The sequence below is a fragment of the Specibacter sp. AOP5-B1-6 genome, from assembly GCF_052376555.1.
Lineage (GTDB): Bacteria > Actinomycetota > Actinomycetes > Actinomycetales > Micrococcaceae > Specibacter.
In genome coordinates, this window is the sequence record NZ_JBQSVT010000008.1 from 98,074 (window position 1) to 115,890 (window position 17,817).

At 63.1% G+C, this 17,817-nt stretch carries 17 protein-coding genes and 2 tRNA genes; 6 read left to right on the forward strand and 13 right to left on the reverse strand.

Annotated elements, in window-relative coordinates; genetic code table 11:
- Window position 1: 1 nt before the first annotated feature.
- A complete protein-coding gene (locus tag ACT3TS_RS05960) occupies window positions 2–364 on the forward strand; it encodes a DoxX family protein (RefSeq protein WP_444530573.1) in 363 nt (120 codons plus the stop codon).
- Between the two features lie 410 nt (window positions 365–774).
- On the opposite strand, the gene ACT3TS_RS05965 is transcribed toward ACT3TS_RS05960, so the two are convergent.
- From ACT3TS_RS05965 to ACT3TS_RS06015, 11 genes are all read right to left on the reverse strand, one after another.
- Complete coding sequence (locus ACT3TS_RS05965) at window positions 775–1,401, reverse strand: mycothiol-dependent nitroreductase Rv2466c family protein (RefSeq protein ID WP_444530574.1); 627 nt, start codon at window positions 1,399–1,401, stop codon at window positions 775–777.
- A gap of 132 nt (window positions 1,402–1,533) precedes the next feature.
- On the reverse strand, window positions 1,534–2,820 hold the full coding sequence (clpX, locus tag ACT3TS_RS05970) for an ATP-dependent Clp protease ATP-binding subunit ClpX (RefSeq protein WP_444530575.1): 1,287 nt from the start codon (window positions 2,818–2,820) through the stop codon (window positions 1,534–1,536).
- A 186-nt stretch (window positions 2,821–3,006) separates the two neighbouring features.
- Window positions 3,007–3,681 carry an ATP-dependent Clp protease proteolytic subunit gene (locus ACT3TS_RS05975; protein ID WP_444530576.1) on the reverse strand — a complete coding sequence of 225 codons (675 nt, stop codon included), beginning with the start codon at window positions 3,679–3,681 and terminating at the stop codon, window positions 3,007–3,009.
- A gap of 32 nt (window positions 3,682–3,713) precedes the next feature.
- Complete coding sequence (locus ACT3TS_RS05980; protein WP_444530577.1) at window positions 3,714–4,334, reverse strand: ATP-dependent Clp protease proteolytic subunit; 621 nt, start codon at window positions 4,332–4,334, stop codon at window positions 3,714–3,716.
- A gap of 296 nt (window positions 4,335–4,630) precedes the next feature.
- Window positions 4,631–6,001, reverse strand: coding sequence for a trigger factor (tig, locus tag ACT3TS_RS05985; protein ID WP_444530578.1), 1,371 nt, complete (start codon window positions 5,999–6,001; stop codon window positions 4,631–4,633).
- A gap of 90 nt (window positions 6,002–6,091) precedes the next feature.
- Window positions 6,092–6,164 (reverse strand) — tRNA-Pro (locus ACT3TS_RS05990).
- 318 nt (window positions 6,165–6,482) lie between these two features.
- A tRNA-Gly gene (locus ACT3TS_RS05995) sits at window positions 6,483–6,556 on the reverse strand.
- A gap of 263 nt (window positions 6,557–6,819) precedes the next feature.
- Window positions 6,820–7,830, reverse strand: coding sequence for an Fpg/Nei family DNA glycosylase (locus ACT3TS_RS06000; RefSeq protein ID WP_444530579.1), 1,011 nt, complete (start codon window positions 7,828–7,830; stop codon window positions 6,820–6,822).
- A gap of 56 nt (window positions 7,831–7,886) precedes the next feature.
- Complete coding sequence (locus ACT3TS_RS06005) at window positions 7,887–8,360, reverse strand: ribose-5-phosphate isomerase (RefSeq protein ID WP_444530580.1); 474 nt, start codon at window positions 8,358–8,360, stop codon at window positions 7,887–7,889.
- Window positions 8,361–8,436: 76 nt separating this feature from the next.
- Window positions 8,437–9,432: a hypothetical protein gene (locus tag ACT3TS_RS06010; protein WP_444530581.1), complete on the reverse strand. Its 996-nt coding sequence runs from the start codon at window positions 9,430–9,432 to the stop codon at window positions 8,437–8,439.
- Between the two features lie 4 nt (window positions 9,433–9,436).
- A complete protein-coding gene (locus ACT3TS_RS06015) occupies window positions 9,437–10,462 on the reverse strand; it encodes a DUF1648 domain-containing protein (protein WP_444530582.1) in 1,026 nt (341 codons plus the stop codon).
- Between the two features lie 310 nt (window positions 10,463–10,772).
- Between ACT3TS_RS06015 and pepN the strand changes: the two genes are divergently transcribed.
- The 4 genes from pepN to ACT3TS_RS06035 all read left to right on the forward strand — a co-directional run bounded on the left by pepN (window position 10,773) and on the right by ACT3TS_RS06035 (window position 15,421).
- Entirely contained in the window at window positions 10,773–13,352 is a 2,580-nt protein-coding gene (gene pepN, locus ACT3TS_RS06020) for an aminopeptidase N (RefSeq protein WP_444530583.1), read from the forward strand.
- A 157-nt stretch (window positions 13,353–13,509) separates the two neighbouring features.
- Window positions 13,510–13,992: an OsmC family protein gene (locus tag ACT3TS_RS06025; protein ID WP_444530584.1), complete on the forward strand. Its 483-nt coding sequence runs from the start codon at window positions 13,510–13,512 to the stop codon at window positions 13,990–13,992.
- A 59-nt stretch (window positions 13,993–14,051) separates the two neighbouring features.
- A complete protein-coding gene (locus ACT3TS_RS06030) occupies window positions 14,052–14,771 on the forward strand; it encodes a mechanosensitive ion channel family protein (protein ID WP_444530585.1) in 720 nt (239 codons plus the stop codon).
- Window positions 14,772–14,929: 158 nt separating this feature from the next.
- Complete coding sequence (locus tag ACT3TS_RS06035; protein ID WP_444530612.1) at window positions 14,930–15,421, forward strand: globin; 492 nt, start codon at window positions 14,930–14,932, stop codon at window positions 15,419–15,421.
- A 156-nt stretch (window positions 15,422–15,577) separates the two neighbouring features.
- Here ACT3TS_RS06035 and ACT3TS_RS06040 read toward each other — a convergent pair whose 3' ends face one another.
- Both ACT3TS_RS06040 and ACT3TS_RS06045 read right to left on the reverse strand, forming a co-directional pair.
- Window positions 15,578–16,246, reverse strand: a complete 669-nt coding sequence (locus tag ACT3TS_RS06040; protein WP_444530586.1) for a hypothetical protein — start codon at window positions 16,244–16,246, stop codon at window positions 15,578–15,580.
- Window positions 16,246–16,737, reverse strand: a complete 492-nt coding sequence (locus tag ACT3TS_RS06045) for an acyl-CoA thioesterase (protein WP_444530587.1) — start codon at window positions 16,735–16,737, stop codon at window positions 16,246–16,248. The genes ACT3TS_RS06040 and ACT3TS_RS06045 overlap by 1 nt, the downstream gene beginning before the upstream one ends.
- Before the next feature lie 126 nt (window positions 16,738–16,863).
- Between ACT3TS_RS06045 and ACT3TS_RS06050 the strand changes: the two genes are divergently transcribed.
- Complete coding sequence (locus ACT3TS_RS06050) at window positions 16,864–17,769, forward strand: acyl-CoA thioesterase (RefSeq protein WP_444530588.1); 906 nt, start codon at window positions 16,864–16,866, stop codon at window positions 17,767–17,769.
- Window positions 17,770–17,817: the final 48 nt, after the last annotated feature.

The following is a 17,817-nucleotide window of genomic DNA, read 5'->3' on the forward strand; positions in this document are numbered from 1 at the left end:
AATGTTGCTTGTGCCGGAACCATGGTGGCCCAGCGCGTTCCTCGCGCTGGTCTTGTTCGTCGATGCAGTCGCGTCTGTGCGTCCGCCACGGTTCATTCGTGACTGTCTTGCCGGCGTCCGCCTCCCCCGGGAATGGTGGTGGACCCTGGTGGTTGTGAAGTTGCTGGCAGCAGCTGGGCTGATGGCCGGCCTCGCCATCCCAGGGGTTGGTTTGGCCGCCAACATCGGAGTGGTGGCCTATTTCCTGTCGGCCGCTGCCGCACACATTCGGGCACGGTTCCTTAAACAGGAATTCTGGCTGAACTGTCTGGGAATGCTGGCGTTGAGCGTGGCTGTCCTGATCATGTCCTACGCAGCCCGGTGAGCGGCTGCTTCCCACTACACGCACGCTGCGACACCTTGACTTCTGGACACCATGACCTCTGGACGCCCGGGATTTTGGGCAAAGGGGAAGCCCCATCGGCCTTTTGCCGTCGGTGGGGCTTCGACTTTCATGCCGCTATGTGACGGTTAGCGGTCTGGCGGGTGCCGTCGACCTTCAGGACCTTTCACCGCGTCACCGGTGTCAATGAACCTTTTCGAGTGTCCCGCCGAAGCGTTAACTCAATTATCAAGCGGTTCAGTCACTGAATATCTGGTGCCTGCCAGCCCTTTCCTTGGCGGATTGGGTAAGACCAAGTATCCTCCCGTCGGAGAGTCAAAAACAAGGGCCGGTGCGGAAATTTTCCAAGGAAATTTCCACACCGGCCCTTGCCGGGAGTTGTCCAGCAAATGCTAGCCGAATTGCGGGTCTTCGGTCCGGCTGCGCTTGATCTCGAAGAAGTACGGGAAGCCAGCCAAGGTCACCGTGGCGTCCCACAATTTGCCGGCTTCCTCACCTCGCGGAATGCGGGTGATGACGGGTCCAAAGAACGCGGTTCCGTTGAAGGCCACGATGGGTGTGCCAACATCCTGGCCCACCTTGCTGATGCCTTCTGCATGGCTGGCACGCAGTGCGCCATCGTAGGCATCCGTGGTGGCCGCGGCGGACAGTTCAGCGGGCAGACCTGTCTCGGCCAGGGCCTTGGCGATGACGTCGGCCAGGTCCTTGTTTCCGTTGTTGTGGATTTGCGTGCCCATGGCGTCATACAGTGGCTTGATGACCTCTTCGCCGTGCTCATAGGCTGCGGCAATGATGACGCGAACGGGCCCCCAGGCCCTGGCTACGTGTTCCTTGTACGCATCGGAAATGCCTTCCTTGTGCTCGTTGAGCACGGAAAGGCTCATGACGTGCCAGTTCACAGAGATGTTGCGAACCTGCTCCACTTCACCGATCCAGTGCGAAGTGACCCAGGCAAAGGGACACGTGGGGTCAAACCAAAAATCGGCCGTTTCGGGAGTGGCCACAACATTTTCAGACACGTTAAATCTCCTTGCTAAAACTCGGATTCACAGCTCTGTCGGGGACAAAGCCTACTGTTTGGTGCAACCGCACCGGACAATAAAGTATTCCGCACAACGAGTCGGCACAACCGGCAGGGAGGGCAGCTGGAGTTACGCGGACTTGTTCCGGCGCTTGGCCACAACCTCGTGCGGGATGAGCGTCGGCTCGGCCTTCTTCCCGACAACATCGGCCGTGATCACCACTGTTGCAATGTCTTCACGGCTGGGCAGGTCGAACATTACGGGCTGGAGCACTTCTTCGAGGATCGCCCGCAGGCCACGCGCACCGGTGCCCCGTTCCAGGGCCAGGTCAGCAATGGCGTCCAGGGCTTCGTCGTCAAACTCAAGCTCGACGCCGTCGAGCGTGAACATCTTTTGGTACTGCTTGACCAAGGCGTTCTTGGGCGTCGTCAGAATCTGGATCAACGATGACCTGTCCAGCTGGGTGACTGTGGTGATGACCGGCAACCTGCCAATGAACTCCGGAATCAGCCCGAACTTCAGCAGGTCCTCGGGCATGACATCGGCGTAACTGGCTTCCGTCTGTTTCAGGGCGCTGAGCGGGGCGCCAAAGCCAATGCCCTTCTTCCCTGCCCGCGAACCGATGATTTCCTCCAGCCCGGCAAAGGCGCCGGCAACGATGAACAGCACATTGGTGGTGTCGATCTGGATGAATTCCTGGTGCGGGTGCTTGCGGCCGCCCTGCGGCGGCACCGACGCGACGGTCCCCTCAAGAATTTTCAACAGCGCCTGCTGCACGCCCTCACCGGACACGTCCCGCGTGATGGAGGGATTCTCGGACTTGCGTGAAATTTTATCGATCTCATCGATGTAGATAATGCCTTGCTCAGCCTTTTTGACATCGAAGTCTGCAGCTTGGATGAGCTTGAGCAGAATGTTTTCCACGTCTTCGCCCACGTAGCCGGCCTCTGTGAGAGCCGTGGCATCGGCGACGGCGAACGGCACGTTCAGCCTGCGGGCCAAGGTTTGTGCCAGGTACGTTTTTCCGCATCCGGTGGGGCCGACCAGCAGGATGTTTGACTTGGCGATTTCAACTTCGTCATGCACGCCGCCAGAAATGGTGGTGCTCTTGACGGCGTGGCCGGACTGGATGCGCTTGTAATGGTTGTAGACGGCGACTGCCAGTGAGCGTTTGGCCGGTTCCTGGCCGATGACGTATTCCTGCAGGAAATCGAAGATCTCCCGCGGCTTGGGCAGTTCAAAGGCGTCAAGGTCGGCCACTTCGGCCAGTTCTTCGTCAATGATCTCGTTGCAGAGTTCAATGCACTCGTCACAGATGTACACGCCCGGGCCGGCAATCAGCTTCCGGACCTGCTTCTGGCTTTTGCCGCAGAAGGAGCACTTCAACAGATCGGTGCTTTCGCCCATCCTGGCCATTGCTGTGTCCTTCCGCGAACCACCCGCCGACGGCGGAGATAACTTTTAATACATTCGAACGCGGCTGGTGCCGGGAACGTCGTGCAAATTACTTTCCACTCTAAGCCACGGCATGGACATTCAGTGGAATGCAAACGCCGGAACAGGGGTTTTCCTTCTCCCTGTTCCGGCGTTTGCCGAACCGTTCTAGCGTGTGATCGCTGCCGGCTTCATCTTGCGCGGTGCCAGCACTTCATCGATGAGGCCATACTCCTTGGCCTGGGCTGCCGTGAGGATGTTGTCACGCTCGATGTCGTTGCTGACCTGCTCCGGTGTGCGGCCCGAGAGATCGGAAAGTGTGTTCTCCAACCATTCGCGCATGCGCATGACCTCGTTGGCCTGGATCTCCAAGTCAGAAGCCTGGCCGCCCTGGCCGCCGGACAGTGCGGGCTGGTGGATCAGCACACGGGCGTTCGGCAGGGCCAGCCGCTTGCCGGGGGCACCGGCAGCCAGCAGGACTGCAGCAGCCGAGGCCGCCTGGCCCAGGCAGACAGTCTGGATTTCCGGCCGGATGAACTGCATGGTGTCGTAGATGGCCGTCATGGCCGTGAACGATCCGCCGGGCGAGTTGATGTACAAGGTGATGTCACGGTCGGTGTCGTCGGCTTCCAGCACGAGCAGCTGGGCCATGACGTCGTCGGCCGAGGCGTCGTCAACCTGGACGCCGAGGAAGATGATCCGGTCCTCGAAAAGCTTCGTGTACGGGTCCTGGCGCTTGAAGCCGTAGGGTGTGCGCTCCTCGAACTGCGGGAGCACGTAGCGGCTGGTGGGCAGGTTGCCGGCAGTGTTGCCAAAAGCTGTGCTGCCAAAGTTGTAAGTCATGGTGTTACTCCTGAAATCTGTTCTTCGGCTGGTTATTTGGCGTTTGTTCCGCCGCCACCGGCAACGGTTCCTGCGTGGCGGCTGATCTTGTCGAAGAAGCCGTATTCAAGTGCTTCCTCGGCCGTGAACCACTTGTCGCGGTCGTTGTCGACGAGGATCTTCTCCACAGTCTGGCCGGTCTGCTCGGCCGTGAGCTCGGCCATGACCTTCTTCATGTGCAGGATCAGTTCGGCCTGGATCTTGATGTCCGACGCCGTTCCGCCAATGCCGCCTGATGGCTGGTGCATGAGGATGCGTGCGTTGGGCGTCGCGTAGCGCTTGCCCTTGGTGCCTGAGGAGAGCAGGAACTGCCCCATGGAGGCGGCCAGCCCGGTGGCGACCGTGACGACGTCGTTCGGGATGAACTCCATCGTGTCGTAGATGGCCATGCCGGCGGTGACCGAGCCGCCGGGTGAGTTGATGTAAAGGTAGATGTCCTTTTCGGGGTCCTCAGCCGAGAGCAGCAGCAGCTGCGAGCAGATCAGGTTCGCGTTGTCGTCACGAACCTCCGAGCCCAGCCAAATGATGCGTTCCTTGAGCAGGCGGTTGTAAATGTACTGGTCCTGGGCTGACGGGTCCGCGCTGGCCATCGTCGGGGTGGTTTGCTGTGCCATGGTGGGTTTACCTCTCCTTCGTGCGGTCCGCCGGGCGTGCCCAACGGGTCCATCACTAATGTTCACTACTTGGACAGTAGCCCTTTTTGGGTGTGCTTTGGCGTCCATCAGTACACTGTTCGCTGTAGGCGCACGATCACCGAAGATGCGCCGCGTGCGGGAATAAAACAGGCCCGACGCTGCAACCCGGACACCGCAGCAAACGTTCGTCCCGCAGCTTAAAAAACCGTTGCCGGCCCCTTCGAAAAGGGACCGGCAACGGCCGCTAAGACTTACTGCCCTGTAAAGGGATGCAGTTAGATGCGGACTTCGCCCGGATCGGTCACTGCTGTGGGCTCGATGACCTCGTCCTCGGAAACAATTTCTTCTTCCTCGGAAGCAACTGAAACGAAGTCCGTCAGGTCCACTGCTGCACCCTCGGAATCCTTGACTGCGGCCTTGCCCAGAACAACGGCAAGTGCCTTGCGGCGGCGGACTTCGCCAACGATCATGTTGACCTGGCCGGAGGAATCAAGCATCTGCGCGAACTGGTTCGGTTCCATGCCGTACTGGCTGGCGGAGGACACGATGTAGTCGATCAGTTCAGCCTGGCTGACGCCGATCTCTTCCTTCTCGGCGATGGCGTCCAGGACGATCTCGTTGCGGAAGGCCTTCTCGGTGTTTTCCTTGACCTCGGCGCGGTGCTCTTCGGTGTCGTGCTCTTCGGCGCCGTGCGAGTTCTCCGGCTTGAAGTGCTGCTCGAGCTGGTCGGCAACGACAGAATCCGGAACGGGCACCTCGACGAGCTCGATGAGCTTCTCAAGGACCTTGTCGCGGGCTTCAACACCCTGCTCGACGGTCTTGGATTCGGCGGCCTGCTTGGCCAGGTCTTCCTTGAGCTCGGCGATGGTGTCGAACTCGGAAGCCAGCTGTGCGAAGTCGTCGTTTGCCTCGGGCAGTTCACGGACCTTCACGGAGGTGACCTTGACGGTGACCTGTGCTTCTTCACCAGCGTGCTCGCCACCGGCGAGCTTGGTGTTGAAGATGGCTTCTTCACCGGCGGACAGGCCGGTTGCTGCCTCGTCCAGGCCGTCCAGCATGTTGCCGGCGCCGATCTGGTAGGAGAGGTCGGCAGCCGAGTCGACCTCGACGTCGTCGATCTTGGCATTGATGTTGATGGTGAGGAAGTCACCCTCGGCAGCCGGGCGGTCTTCAGCCTTGAGCGTGCCGAAGCGGCCGCGGAGTTCATCCAGGGCGGTTTCGGTGTCTTCGGCGGAAGCCTCAACAGCTGCAACCTCAACCTCGATGCCCTCGTAGTCAGGCAGTTCGATTTCGGGGCGGATGTCCAGCTCAACGTGGAACTTGACGATGCCGTCGGTGGCTGTGGGGTCGGGAACCTCGGTGATTTCAACCTCGGGACGGCTCAACGGGGTGAGCTTGTTCTCGACAACGGCTTCCTGGTACCAGCCGTTCAGGCCGGAGTTGATGGCCGTTTCCAGCACATAGCCGCGGCCAACGCGCTGATCGATCAGCTTGTTGGGGACCTTGCCCTTGCGGAAACCAGGCACCTGAACCTGGGTACCAATCGTCTTATAAGCCTCAGTGATGCTGGGCTTCAATTCCTCAAAGGAAACCTCGACATCGAGCTTTACCCGAGTGGGTGTGAGGTTTTCGACAGCGCTCTTCACAGCGTGGTACTCCCTGATGGTCTGTTGATGGATAAATGGCCCCAGCACATGGGCAGTCACTGACCAAACGTGAACCGAATAATGCTGAAGTCGGGGCGACAGGACTCGAACCTGCGGTCTCCTGCTCCCAAAGCAGGCGCGCTAGCCACTACGCTACGCCCCGTAGTGCCCGCAACAGTCTACGGGCAAACGTTCCAAGATGCACAATCGGCCCATCCGGCCCGCCCTGGCGCGCTTGCCGGCCATGCGCTGTCCCGGCCCGGTGGCACTCTTCCGGGTTGGCAGCCAGGGGGTCGTTGTGGTCATACGCACCCGGTATACCAGGGGCGAATGACCACGGCTACCCCCGCGCCAGGATGATGCCCCGATTTGCCATCCAACCCCCGCTCTGGCCGCCAACCCCCGCTAACCCCCAACCCCTAATATGCGGGACAGGTTAAACAAAGAATCCCCGGCCTAATGACCGGGGATTGCTTATTTCTGGAGGGGGCGACGGGAATCGAACCCGCGTCATCAGTTTGGAAAACTGAGGCTTTACCATTAAGCTACGCCCCCAAAATTCGTTGCTGTTGGGGGTAAACAATTCGCCTTGCGGCTGAACAACTCCGTAACCTTATCAACGATTTTGACACTCTCGCAAATCGCACCGCGCCAGTCTCTGGAAAAACCATGAATTGGTACAAATGCCGCCGTTTGGGCCATGTCATTGGAGTCCAACTCGGCGGTATTTTTGCATGCTGAGTTCCCGCACCCCCACTCCCGGCCCCAGGCTTCCGAGCTCAGTCGCCCTGATCAGTCGCCGAGCTCAGACGCCCTGATCAGTCGCCCTGACAGGACGGGCACCAATACAATTTGCGGCCGCCCAGCTCCTTCATGGCGATTTCGGTGCCGCAGTGCCGGCACGGCAACCCCTGACGCTTGTACACGTAGTGGGAGTCCTCCGCCGGGACGTGCTGGTTGGGTCGCCGTCCGGATTCCGCGGCGGCCAAGCCGTGACCCACCTCAGCACCGGTGCCCGCCGGCCTGTCAGCCAGCTCGGTGGTGATGATGCGTCCGTCGCGGACCCCATCGGCCATGATCCGAGCCACGTCATCCCACAGTGCCCGGGCCTCTTCGCCTTGCAGGCTCCGCCCGGGCAGCATGGGGTCAAGGCCGAGCCGGAACAGCGTCTCCGCGCGGTACACATTGCCCACACCGGCCAGCACGTCCTGCTTCATCAGCTGCAGTGCAACTGATGTGGCGCTCTTGCAGATCCGGCGCACGAATTCCTCCGCGTCGCCGGGGTAATTGTTCAGCGGATCCGGACCCAGCTTCCTGCGGACTGCAGCGGCTTCCGCGGGCGTGATCGCCTCACAAGCCGTGGGACCGCGCAGGTCCGCCCAGCCATGCTCGGAGACCAGGCGCACGCGTACGGCCCCCTTGGGTTCGGGCGGCCCGGCATAATCTCCGTGTGCTCCCCCGGCTGCGACTCGAGGGGCACCCCCGATTGCAAAAGCCCCGTCCCGGGCGGAATCGATGTCCCCGTTCCCGCCAACTTCCTGTTCACCGATCCGCCGCGGCGCTCCGATGCTGGAGGCACCGGTGAATGTGGAGTCACCACCAAAATCCCACGCCCCATAGAGGCCCAGATGCACACGCATCACAAGGTCGTGCGAAAAGTACAGGAACATTTGTTTGCCATGGGCCTCGGCGCGTTCCACGACGTGCCCGTCCAGCAACGCGGCACCGGCCGCAAACTTCCCCTGGGGGCTGGAAACAGCCAGCCGGGCCCCGCCAAAAACGTCCTGAAACTGGCGGGCCAGGCGATGGACCGAATGACCTTCAGGCACTCAATCCACCGCCCGCCCGGCGCGGCATGCCGCTGAATCCGTCCCTCAACACGTAATTAGTCGACGACTTCGCCGGTGGTCTCATACGTGGCGATCTTGCCGATGCGGCGGACGTGGCGCTCAGCGTCGCTGAAGGGCTCGGCCAGGAACGCTTCGATGATTTCCGTGGCGTCCTCGACGCTGTGCTGGCGCCCGCCCACTGCGACGACGTTGGCGTCATTGTGTTCGCGGGCCAGCTTGGCGGTGGACAGGTTCCACGCCAGTGCCGCGCGCACGCCCTTGACCTTGTTGGCCGCGATCTGCTCGCCATTGCCGGAGCCGCCCAGCACGATGCCCAGGGCGTCAACGCCCGCGGCCTGGTCGGCAACGACGGCCAGTGCTGCGTTGATGCAGAAGGAGGGGTAGTCGTCCTCGGCGTCGTAGGCCTGGGGTCCGTGGTCGACCATGTCGTAGCCCTTGGCGATCAGGGCGGTGATGAGGTGGGCGCTGAGCTCCATGCCGGCGTGGTCGGTTGCAATGTGAACGCGCATGAGGGTTCCTTCGTTTCGAGGTGATGGGTGCAGCTTCAAGCCTACCCAAGCCGGGACCCGATTCCGCCCGGATGGCCTAGCGCTGCTGCGGCGTTTTCCCGGCCCGGCGGTTGAGGATCTCGGACAGCTCGTCGGCAAGGTCAAGGTTTGGGGCACCGACCACAACCTTCCCGCCGTCGTTCTGTCGAAGCACGACGGCGGCACCTGAGCTTGTCAGGAACGTTGCGGACCCGCTGTGCCTGCGCAGGCCCCAACCACCGTAATCCTTCGCTGCAATGTCCAGGGACACTGCGGCATCCACCCCCTCGCAGGGTGCGCTGATTGCCGGGATGACGCCAAGCAACTTGACTGTGAGTTGGCGTCGGTCCACCTGCACGGTGGCGCACAGCATCGCAATCACCAGCAGTGCGGCAAGGACCAGGGCAAGCAGGATCCATGGCGACAGCAACGCCAGGAGCGCACCCGGCAGGACGGCGGCCAGCAGGATCATCATGATGACCGAGCCCCGCGGGTGGAGGAAATAGGCAAGCCTGTCGCTCGCGAACGCGGGGTCCTCCGCGGCGTCGAGCATGGCGGCCAGGGCCTGGTCGTCGGCGGGGGTCCACTGCTCGTCGGGTTTGAAGGTCAGTGCCAGGACGACGCCCATGGCCATCGCCAGCCCGCTGCCCATCAGCATGACGTAGCCGTCAACCCGCACGGCAGGCAGCCCGCCTCCCTCGGACTGGCCCAAAAGAGCAGCTGCAAAGAGTGTGCAGACAGTGAGCTGCAGCGCCATGGCCACACCGAGCAGTATTCTGCGCAGCGTGCGCGGCAGGGTGGTTTGGGCACCAAAGCTGCCAATGCCCGCCCCAAGAAGCAGAATGCCGGCCCCACCCACGACCAGGAAGGTCGCCAGCGGTACGGGGTTTCCGCCCAGCGGGAGCACCACCCCATCTGGCAGCTGCGGACCAATCAGCAGACCGCCAACAACCAATCCGGCGGACAACAGCACGGGAAAAATCAAGGCAAAGCGCAGCGCCCGGGCATCAAGGTGCCGTTCGGTGCTGGAATCGCGGCTTCCGTCGGGTGCCATGGTGTTAGTTTTGCACCTTCCCTGCGTGGACGTAAGCGTTGACCAGGGCCGCCGCCTCGCCCGCAGTTTCCGCGTCCGGCATGGACACTGCGAATTTCTGGTGGAATCCTGCCTCCATGACCAGGGCCGGGCCACTGGCCATGATGAAGCCGATGGCGCCGCCGTTCATCCGGTAGCCCCAGCCGCCGTAGTCCATGGCCTTGATGTCTTCCACGGAGGCACGCTTGACTTCCTTCCACTCCAGCGGCATGACCTGCCAAAATCCCCCGGCCAGCACCTTGTGTCCTTCCGGGCCAATGACCGCGGTGCCGCTGCAAAACACCCAGGTGATGGCAGCAATCACAAGGCCCAGCAGGGCCAGGGCCGGAAAAATGAAGTAGGTGCTGACGGCAACGATCCCGCCAACGCCCAGGCTCAGAACCGCAGCCCAGCCACCCATGGAGACCTTGATCCGCAGGGTTTCGCCATTGCCCGCCTTGGCCTGCGCAGCCGCTGCCAGTGGGGAGTCACTTGCAGTGGCCGTTTCATTGACGGCCAACGATTCTGCGCTTTGTTCCCTGTCTTCCTCGGCGGGCGTGTAAAACCACAAGCCGGCAAATCCCACTACGAAGGCCAGGGCGACGCCGCCTGCCATGACGGGGCCTGAGAGATCAGCCTGGGACGTGTCCACGAGATCAATTTGGCCGGCAACCATTGCCACCGACAGGGCAACCATGCCCACACCAAACGCCAGCCCGAAACCCACGCCGATCCGTGCCGTCAGCAGCGACTGGGAGCGAAACAGCAACCCCATCGGTGCAATCAACGCACCCAGGGCGCCCATCGCCACCGCCATCCATGCGGCGCCGGCCACGGTCATCCAGCCGTCCACTTCGTTCTTCGAGTTCCAGTGTGACGCCAACTCCGCAGGCAGGCTGCCTGCCACGGAAAGGATCCACACGGCGGCCAGGACCCCCAGCAGCAGGGGGCCCGCGACCAGCCCGACCAGCCACCTCTTGTTATAGGCCTTCTCCGCCTCAGCACTTCGCACTTGCTCCCCCACCAAAAAATCCCGTCCTCAGTCCTGCATAAGCTTGTCTCCCTACAACATTGCCCCACGGCACCGGCGCGGACAACTTCGCCAGCAAGCCCGGACACCAGCACATCGGACCCGGCCGGCGCGTCCAGCCCCTCGGGCGTATCTGGCGCGGCCGGCGAGACCCGGGACACATCCGGCACGAATTGGTGACAGAATCATGTCAACGGTTGCCGGACTTCGCTCCGGCGGCTGCAGCCCGCAGAAAATCCTGCGGCCTGCCGAATACATCCGAACTCGAACGGAAGGCATCACCTTGCCTGGTATGAACCTCACCCGCGCCGAAGCCATCGAGCGCACAGCCACCCTCTCTGTCAACAGCTACGACGTCGCCCTTGACCTGACCACCTCCGAGACCACCTTCGCCACCACCACCACGGTGGCCTTCAGCGCCAGGGAAGGTTCGTCGTCGTTCATTGACGCGGTGACCGACGCGGTGCGCCAGGTGACCCTGAACGGGGTTGAACTGGACCCGGCGGTGGTGTCCGACGGCGTGCGCATCCAGCTGCCGAATCTCGCCGCCGAGAATGTGCTCACGGTGCGCGCCGACGCGCTGTTCATGAACACGGGCGAGGGGCTGCACCGTTTCGTGGACCCGGCGGACGGCGAGGTGTACCTGTACAGCCAGTTTGAAGTGCCGGACAGCCGCCGCATGTTTGCCGTGTTTGAGCAGCCCGACCAGAAGGCCGAGTTCACGTTCCACATCACCGCCCCCTCGCACTGGGACGTCATCTCCAACTCCCCCACCCCCGTTCCCGAGGCCGCCGGGGAGGTCAACGGTGTCAGCACGTCGGTGTGGCATTTTGCCCCGACGCTGACAATGTCCAGCTACATCACGGCGTTGATCGCCGGCCCGTACGAGTGTGTGCGCGGCGAGCTGACCAGCTCCAACGGCCGCATTGTGCCGCTGGGCGTGTTTGCACGGAAGTCGCTCATGGAGTTCCTCGACGCCGAGAACATTTTTGAGCTGACCCGCCAAGGCTTTGAATTCTTTGAAAAGCAGTTCGGGGTCCCGTACCCGTTCCCCAAGTACGACCAGCTGTTCGTGCCTGAATTCAATGCCGGCGCCATGGAAAATGCCGGTGCCGTGACGTTCCTTGAAAGCTACGTGTTCCGCTCGAAGGTCACGGACGCCATGGTTGAGCGCCGGGCCATCACCATCCTGCACGAACTCGCGCACATGTGGTTTGGCGATCTGGTGACCATGCGCTGGTGGAACGACCTGTGGCTCAATGAGTCGTTCGCCGAATTCATGTCCACCTTGGCCGCCGCCGAGAATACCAAGTATGTGGATTCCTGGACCACGTTCTCCTCCCTCGAGAAGTCATGGGCGTACCGCCAGGACCAGCTTCCCTCCACGCACCCGATCAAGGCCGAGATCAACGACCTTGAGGATGTGCTGGTCAATTTTGACGGGATCACCTACGCCAAGGGCGCCTCCGTGCTGCGCCAGCTGGTGGCCTGGGTCGGCCAAGAGGAGTTCATGGCCGGCGTGCGTGCTTACTTCGACAAGCACGCATGGGGCAACACCGAGCTGCCCGACCTCATGGTTGAGCTGGAGGCCGCCAGCGGCCGCGACCTGTCCGTGTGGACGCAGAAGTGGCTGGAGACGGCGGGCGTGAACACGTTCAAGCCCGCCATTGAAACCACCGACGACGGCGTGATCACCTCATTCTCGATCCTCCAGTCCGCCGTGGCCGAACACCCGACCCTGCGCCCGCACCGCGCGGCCGTTGGTTTCTACAACCTCGCCGACTCCGGCTCCGGATCCGACTCCGGGGAGGATGCCGGCAAGCTGGTCCGCACCCACCGGGTGGAGCTGGACGTTGACGGGGCTGTCACGTCCGTGCCGGAACTTGTGGGGCTGCAGCGCCCGGCGCTGGTCCTGCTCAACGATGACGATCTCGCCTACGCCAAGATCCGCCTCGATCCGCATTCCCTGGCCACGGCCAAGGCGCATTTGAAGGACTTCAAGGAATCACTGCCGCGTACCCTGGTGTCCGCCTCCGCCTGGGATGCCACCCGGGACGGCGAAACACCCGCCCGCGAGTATGTTGACTTCGTGTTGTCCACCATCGGCAGCGAGAGCGACTCAACGGTCATCATGGTGCTGCTGCGCCAGCTGTCCACCGCGTTGCACTTCTATGTGGCGCCCCAACACCACAAGGCCACGGCAGTTGCAGCCGCCGATTCCCTGTGGGCGCTGGCGCAGGCCGCCGAGGCCGGCTCCGATGCGCAGCTGCAATTCGTGAAGGCCTTTGCCGGACACGCCCAGTCGGCAGGGCAGCTGGATCTGGTCCAGTCGCTGCTTGACGGGGACGTGGAACTGGATGCGCTGGCGTTGGACACCGACATGCGCTGGGATTTCCTGATTTCGCTGGCTGCCGGTGGCCGGGCCGATGGCGCCGCCATTGATGCCGCGCTGGCGCTGGACAACACCCAAACCGGACAGCTCGCGGCTGCTACTGCGCACGCAGCCATCCCCACAACTGATGCAAAGGCTGAGGTCTGGGAGTCCGTCGTCGTGCGTGGCGATGGTGCCAATGCCGTCCAGCGCGCCGCCATTTCCGGCTTCACGAAGGTGTGGGACACGGCCCTGCTTGAACCGTATGTGGCCAAATACTTTGCGGCCATCCGCGGAGTGTGGGACAACAAGTCGTACGAAACGTCCTCAACCATCATCACCGCGTTGTACCCCGCACAGCTGGTTTCGCAGGCCACGCTGGACGCCACGGATGCTTTCCTGGCCGAGCTGGGGTCCGACGTTCCGGCGCTGCGCCGCCTGCTGGTGGAAAGCCGCGACACCGTGGTCCGGGCGTTGCAAGCACAGGCTGCCGACGCCTGACTCGCAGCGGTGGGCGCCGAGCGTCGAACGGTGAGCGCCGAGGCGTGAGGTCTGGCGGTCTGGAGCAATCCAGGCCGCCTTACCTCACGCCTCGACGCATCCGCTCCCCTCGGCCGCTACCGCTTGCGACCTCCCCAACACTCGCTAGGCTTAGCCCATGGGCTTGAACCAGCACTTCTACGAAATCAACGTCAATTGGACCGGCAACCGTGGCTCCGGCACGTCCGGGTACAAGGACTACGGGCGCGACCACGCCATCGCCGCCGTCGGGCTGCCGGTGCTGCTGGGGTCGGCCGACAGGACGTTCCACGGGGACACGGACAGGTGGAACCCGGAGCAGCTGCTCGTCACGGCACTCGCCCAATGCCACATGCTCTCGTACCTCCACGTCGCCGTCATGCATGGGGTTGTGGTGACCAAATACGAGGACACAGCCACGGGGACCCTGGTTCTGAACCCCGACAGCAGCGGCCAATTTGATTCGGTCACGCTGCACCCGAAGGTCTACGTGGCAGACCCGGCAACCGCAGAACTCGCGCTGTCCCTGCACGCCGAAGCCGCGGCAAAGTGCTTCATTGCCCGCAGCGTCAATTTCCCGGTCAACCACGAGCCCGGTCTGCTCGCCGCCACGCAGGACTAAACCACGCATCCTCCACGTTAGGCTGGATGGAGTGTTCCAGTCCCCTACAGATTCAAGGTATGCCCAGCGTGCAAGTTATTCAAAGCATTGACAACCCAGGCGACACCCTCTGGAGCAACCTGCTGCAGGCCGGAGTGGCGGTAGGCATCGGATTGCTCGTGTGGCTGATTGTGCACTACATGATCCGCGGCGTCGTCAAGCACGCCATGGCAGACCGCACGCCACTTTCCGGGCGGTCCATGCGGTGGGCCGGCCCCATGCTCCGCGGCATCGACCCGGTCATCCGGGCGCTCGACCACGAACGCCGGGTGCAGCGGGCGCGCACCATTGGCTCCCTGTTGAATTCAATTCTGACGGCTGTGGTGGCAGTGGTTGCCGTCTTTTATGTGCTGTTGGCGTTCGACGTGGACATTTCGCCGCTGTTGGCCAGCGTCGGCGTGCTGGGCATCGCGATAGGTTTTGGCGCCCAACAGCTCATCCGCGACTTCCTCGCCGGCATCTTCATCACGATCGAGGACCAGTACGGCATCGGCGACGTGATCGAAACCAGCGAAGTCGTCGGCACGGTCGAGTACCTGGGCCTGCGCATCACCCGGGTCGTGGCCGAGGACGGGACGCTCTGGTTCCTGCGCAACGGTGAGATCCTGCGCTTGGGCAACCGCTCCAAGGGAAGCTACCGGGCTCCTGCCGAGCCGCCGGCCGACGCAGCGGCCGACGCGACATCCCAGGCAGCGGCTCAAGCGCCGGCCCCCATCGAACCCACCGAATCCGCAGACTAGAAAGCATCCTCAACGCCATGAGTTCCGAGCACAACCCCACCTCCCCTTTCGCCAACGGCCCTGCCGAGAACGACGCTGCGGAGGGAATCCCGATTCCGTCGCGCTTTGGGGAACCGCTGGCACGCATGCTGCCGATCCCCACCACGATGGGCCGGCCCCTGCCCTCAACGTCCGGCCAGAGCCCCACCGCCAATGCGGTCCCCGACGCCAGCCCAGGAACTGGCGACACCCCCGTGACGGCTGAACCGGTGGACTACTCGGACACCTTTTACGGCCAGGTTGGCGGACATGAGACATTCAAAAAAATGATCCACGTGTTCTACCAAGGCATCGCCGCCGACCCGCTCCTGCGCGCCATGTACGCCGAAGAGGACCTGGGCCCGGCGGAGCACCGGATGCTGATGTTCATCGAACAGTACTGGGGCGGCCCTCGAACGTACCTCGAGGAACGCGGCCACCCGCGCCTGCGCATGCGCCACGTCCCCTTCGCCGTCACCCCGGAAGCGCGCGACCGCTGGCTGGCTGCCATGCGCAAGGGCGTCGACGCTGCGGAGCTTTCCCCCATGCATGAGGCCACCATCTGGGACTACATGGAGCGTGCGGCCGCATCGCTGGTCAACGCCCCGTCAGATCCGGCCCAGGCACTGTAAACCTGAGACAGGACGGGCTGCCGCCGCTTTAGCGCGCCTTGGGCCCGTCCCCGGGCAATTCCCGTGCCGAGTGTACAGTTATAGTCGCTTCACAGCCCGGTAAGCGGCAATAACTGTACACTCACGGAGCCGGAGGCGGGCCGCGCCGTATTCCCGTTACAGCAGCGCCGTCGGCCTGACCAGGATGTGCCCGCGATTCGTGCTGATCCGCAGCCATTTGTGGGAGCGGAAGATGGTGCCGGATTCACCCGGCGCCACGAAGCCGAGGGCGTAGGCCGCAAACGCCGCACCGCCCGGGACTTCTCCCGGCGCATCGGCCATCGGCCTCCCCCACACCGACGCCCGGATATTGTTCACGAGCATCGCGCCCGGATTGACCGGAATGATCTGGCCAATTTCCTGCACACCGGCTTTGGCAACCTCGATCAGCGTGTCAGCCGACACCGTGCCGACCTCCTCCCACGCGCCGCGGGGCGCACTGACCCCGGCCCACGACTCATTGACGGTCATGGGCGGCACCGGCAACCGGACATCGTCGGCAGCCATGCGGGCCAGGCGGTCGGCCACGGAGGACAGCGAGACCGTCACATCAACGTCCGACGGCGCCGCCAGGGCCATGGTGCGCAGGCCCAGAATCGTTGGGGTCCCCTCGCCCAAAAGCTTCCCGCGCATGACACACACATACGCCGCGAGCACGTGACCGGCCCCCTGAAGCCTGATGGCGCCGTCGTCCGCGGTACGGGCCCGGGTAACAAAGGTGCGCAAATCCGCGACGGTTCCGGCGTCACCCAGGAGCAGGTCTTCGGTGTGGGTGGCGGTGGGCATCAGCGGTTTCCTTCGGAAGTGGTTTGGAGGCTGGGTCGGGTGGCGGCGCGCTTGAACGGCACAGGGTCCCCGCGCCAGGCCTCGAGGGCGCTGCGTTGGGGATCTGTCAGCCGGACGGGGCGGCCTGTGGTGCGCGAGACAAGCACCATGGAGGTGGCGGCCTGGGCAAAGATGACGGAGGTGTCCGCCTCGGTGACGATGTAGCCGAAATCGAAGCTCGAACCGCCGATGTGGGTGATCCAGATGTTCACAAATATCGGTGTTGGCCGGAAGCTGATCGGTGCCAGGTATTCAATTTCATTGCGTCCCACAAGGGTGAACAGTTCCGTGCCGATGAGGTCCTGGAAAGTGCCGCCGCCGGGGAGTTCGGCGTAGGTCAGCTGGACGCGGGCATCTTCGAGATATTGCAGGTACACCACATTGTTGACGTGGTTGTAGGAGTCGATGTCGCCGAAACGAATTTGCTGGGTGATCTGGATGCCGGGTGCCATGCATTCATCATCTCAGGGCGGTACGGGCGCCACCAATCGAAGTCTGCAACATCACAGGCGGACACGCATGTTCATGCCGGAAACCCCATTTGTCGCCGGGGCACGCCGACACATAGAGTCACGTCTATGAATGTGACGCCACCCAGCTCCGACCCCATGGAAACCCTGCTGAAAATTCTGGAGCTTTCCGATGCCGGCGGGGCCCAGACTGACGAAGACATTTTTGTGGGCCTTGGCGACGAGAATGCCCCCCGGCCGCGGCTTTTTGGCGGCCAGGTGCTGGCGCAGTCGTTGGTCGCCGCTGCCCGCACCGTGGGCGGTGAACACCTGGTCCACTCCATGCACGGCTATTTCCTGCGCCCGGGCGACGCCGCCTCACCGCTGACTTTTGGCGTGCAGCGGCTGCGCGACGGCCGATCCTTCTCGGCCCGACGCACCCACGCCTACCAGGGCGGAGTTCCGATCCTGTCCATGATCGCCTCCTTCCAGCGCCCGGACAGCGGCATTGAGCACCAGGACACCATGCCTGCGGGAATCCCCGCACCTGAAACACTGCCGACGTCGGCCGAGCTGCTGGGTGGCATCGACCACCCCGTCGCCCAGGCCTGGGCCCATGAGCGTCCCTTCGACATCCGCCATGTTGGCGCCAACATCTACTTTGACGTCAAGGGCGAGAAGGTGGCCCACCAAGCCATCTGGCTGAAGACGTTGGGCCCCATGCCGTCAGATCAAAACCTGCACCGGGCCGCGCTAGCCTACGCCAGCGACTACACGCTGCTTGAGCCGTCCCTGCGCCGGCACGGCATCAGCTGGTCCACGCCGGGGATCAGCGTGGCCAGCCTCGACCATGCCATGTGGTGGCACCGCCCGCTGCAGGTCGACGACTGGCTGCTCTACGTATCCGAGTCTCCCAGCGCCTCCGAGGCCCGGGGGCTGAACCTTGGCCGTTTCTTCAACCGTGACGGCGTGCTTGTCGCCACTGTCGCCCAGGAGGGCATGATGCGCGTGCCCGACGAACTGGGCATCCAATAACCGGCTGACCGGAATTGCTCGGATCCGGCGCATTCATACAGTCTGCGC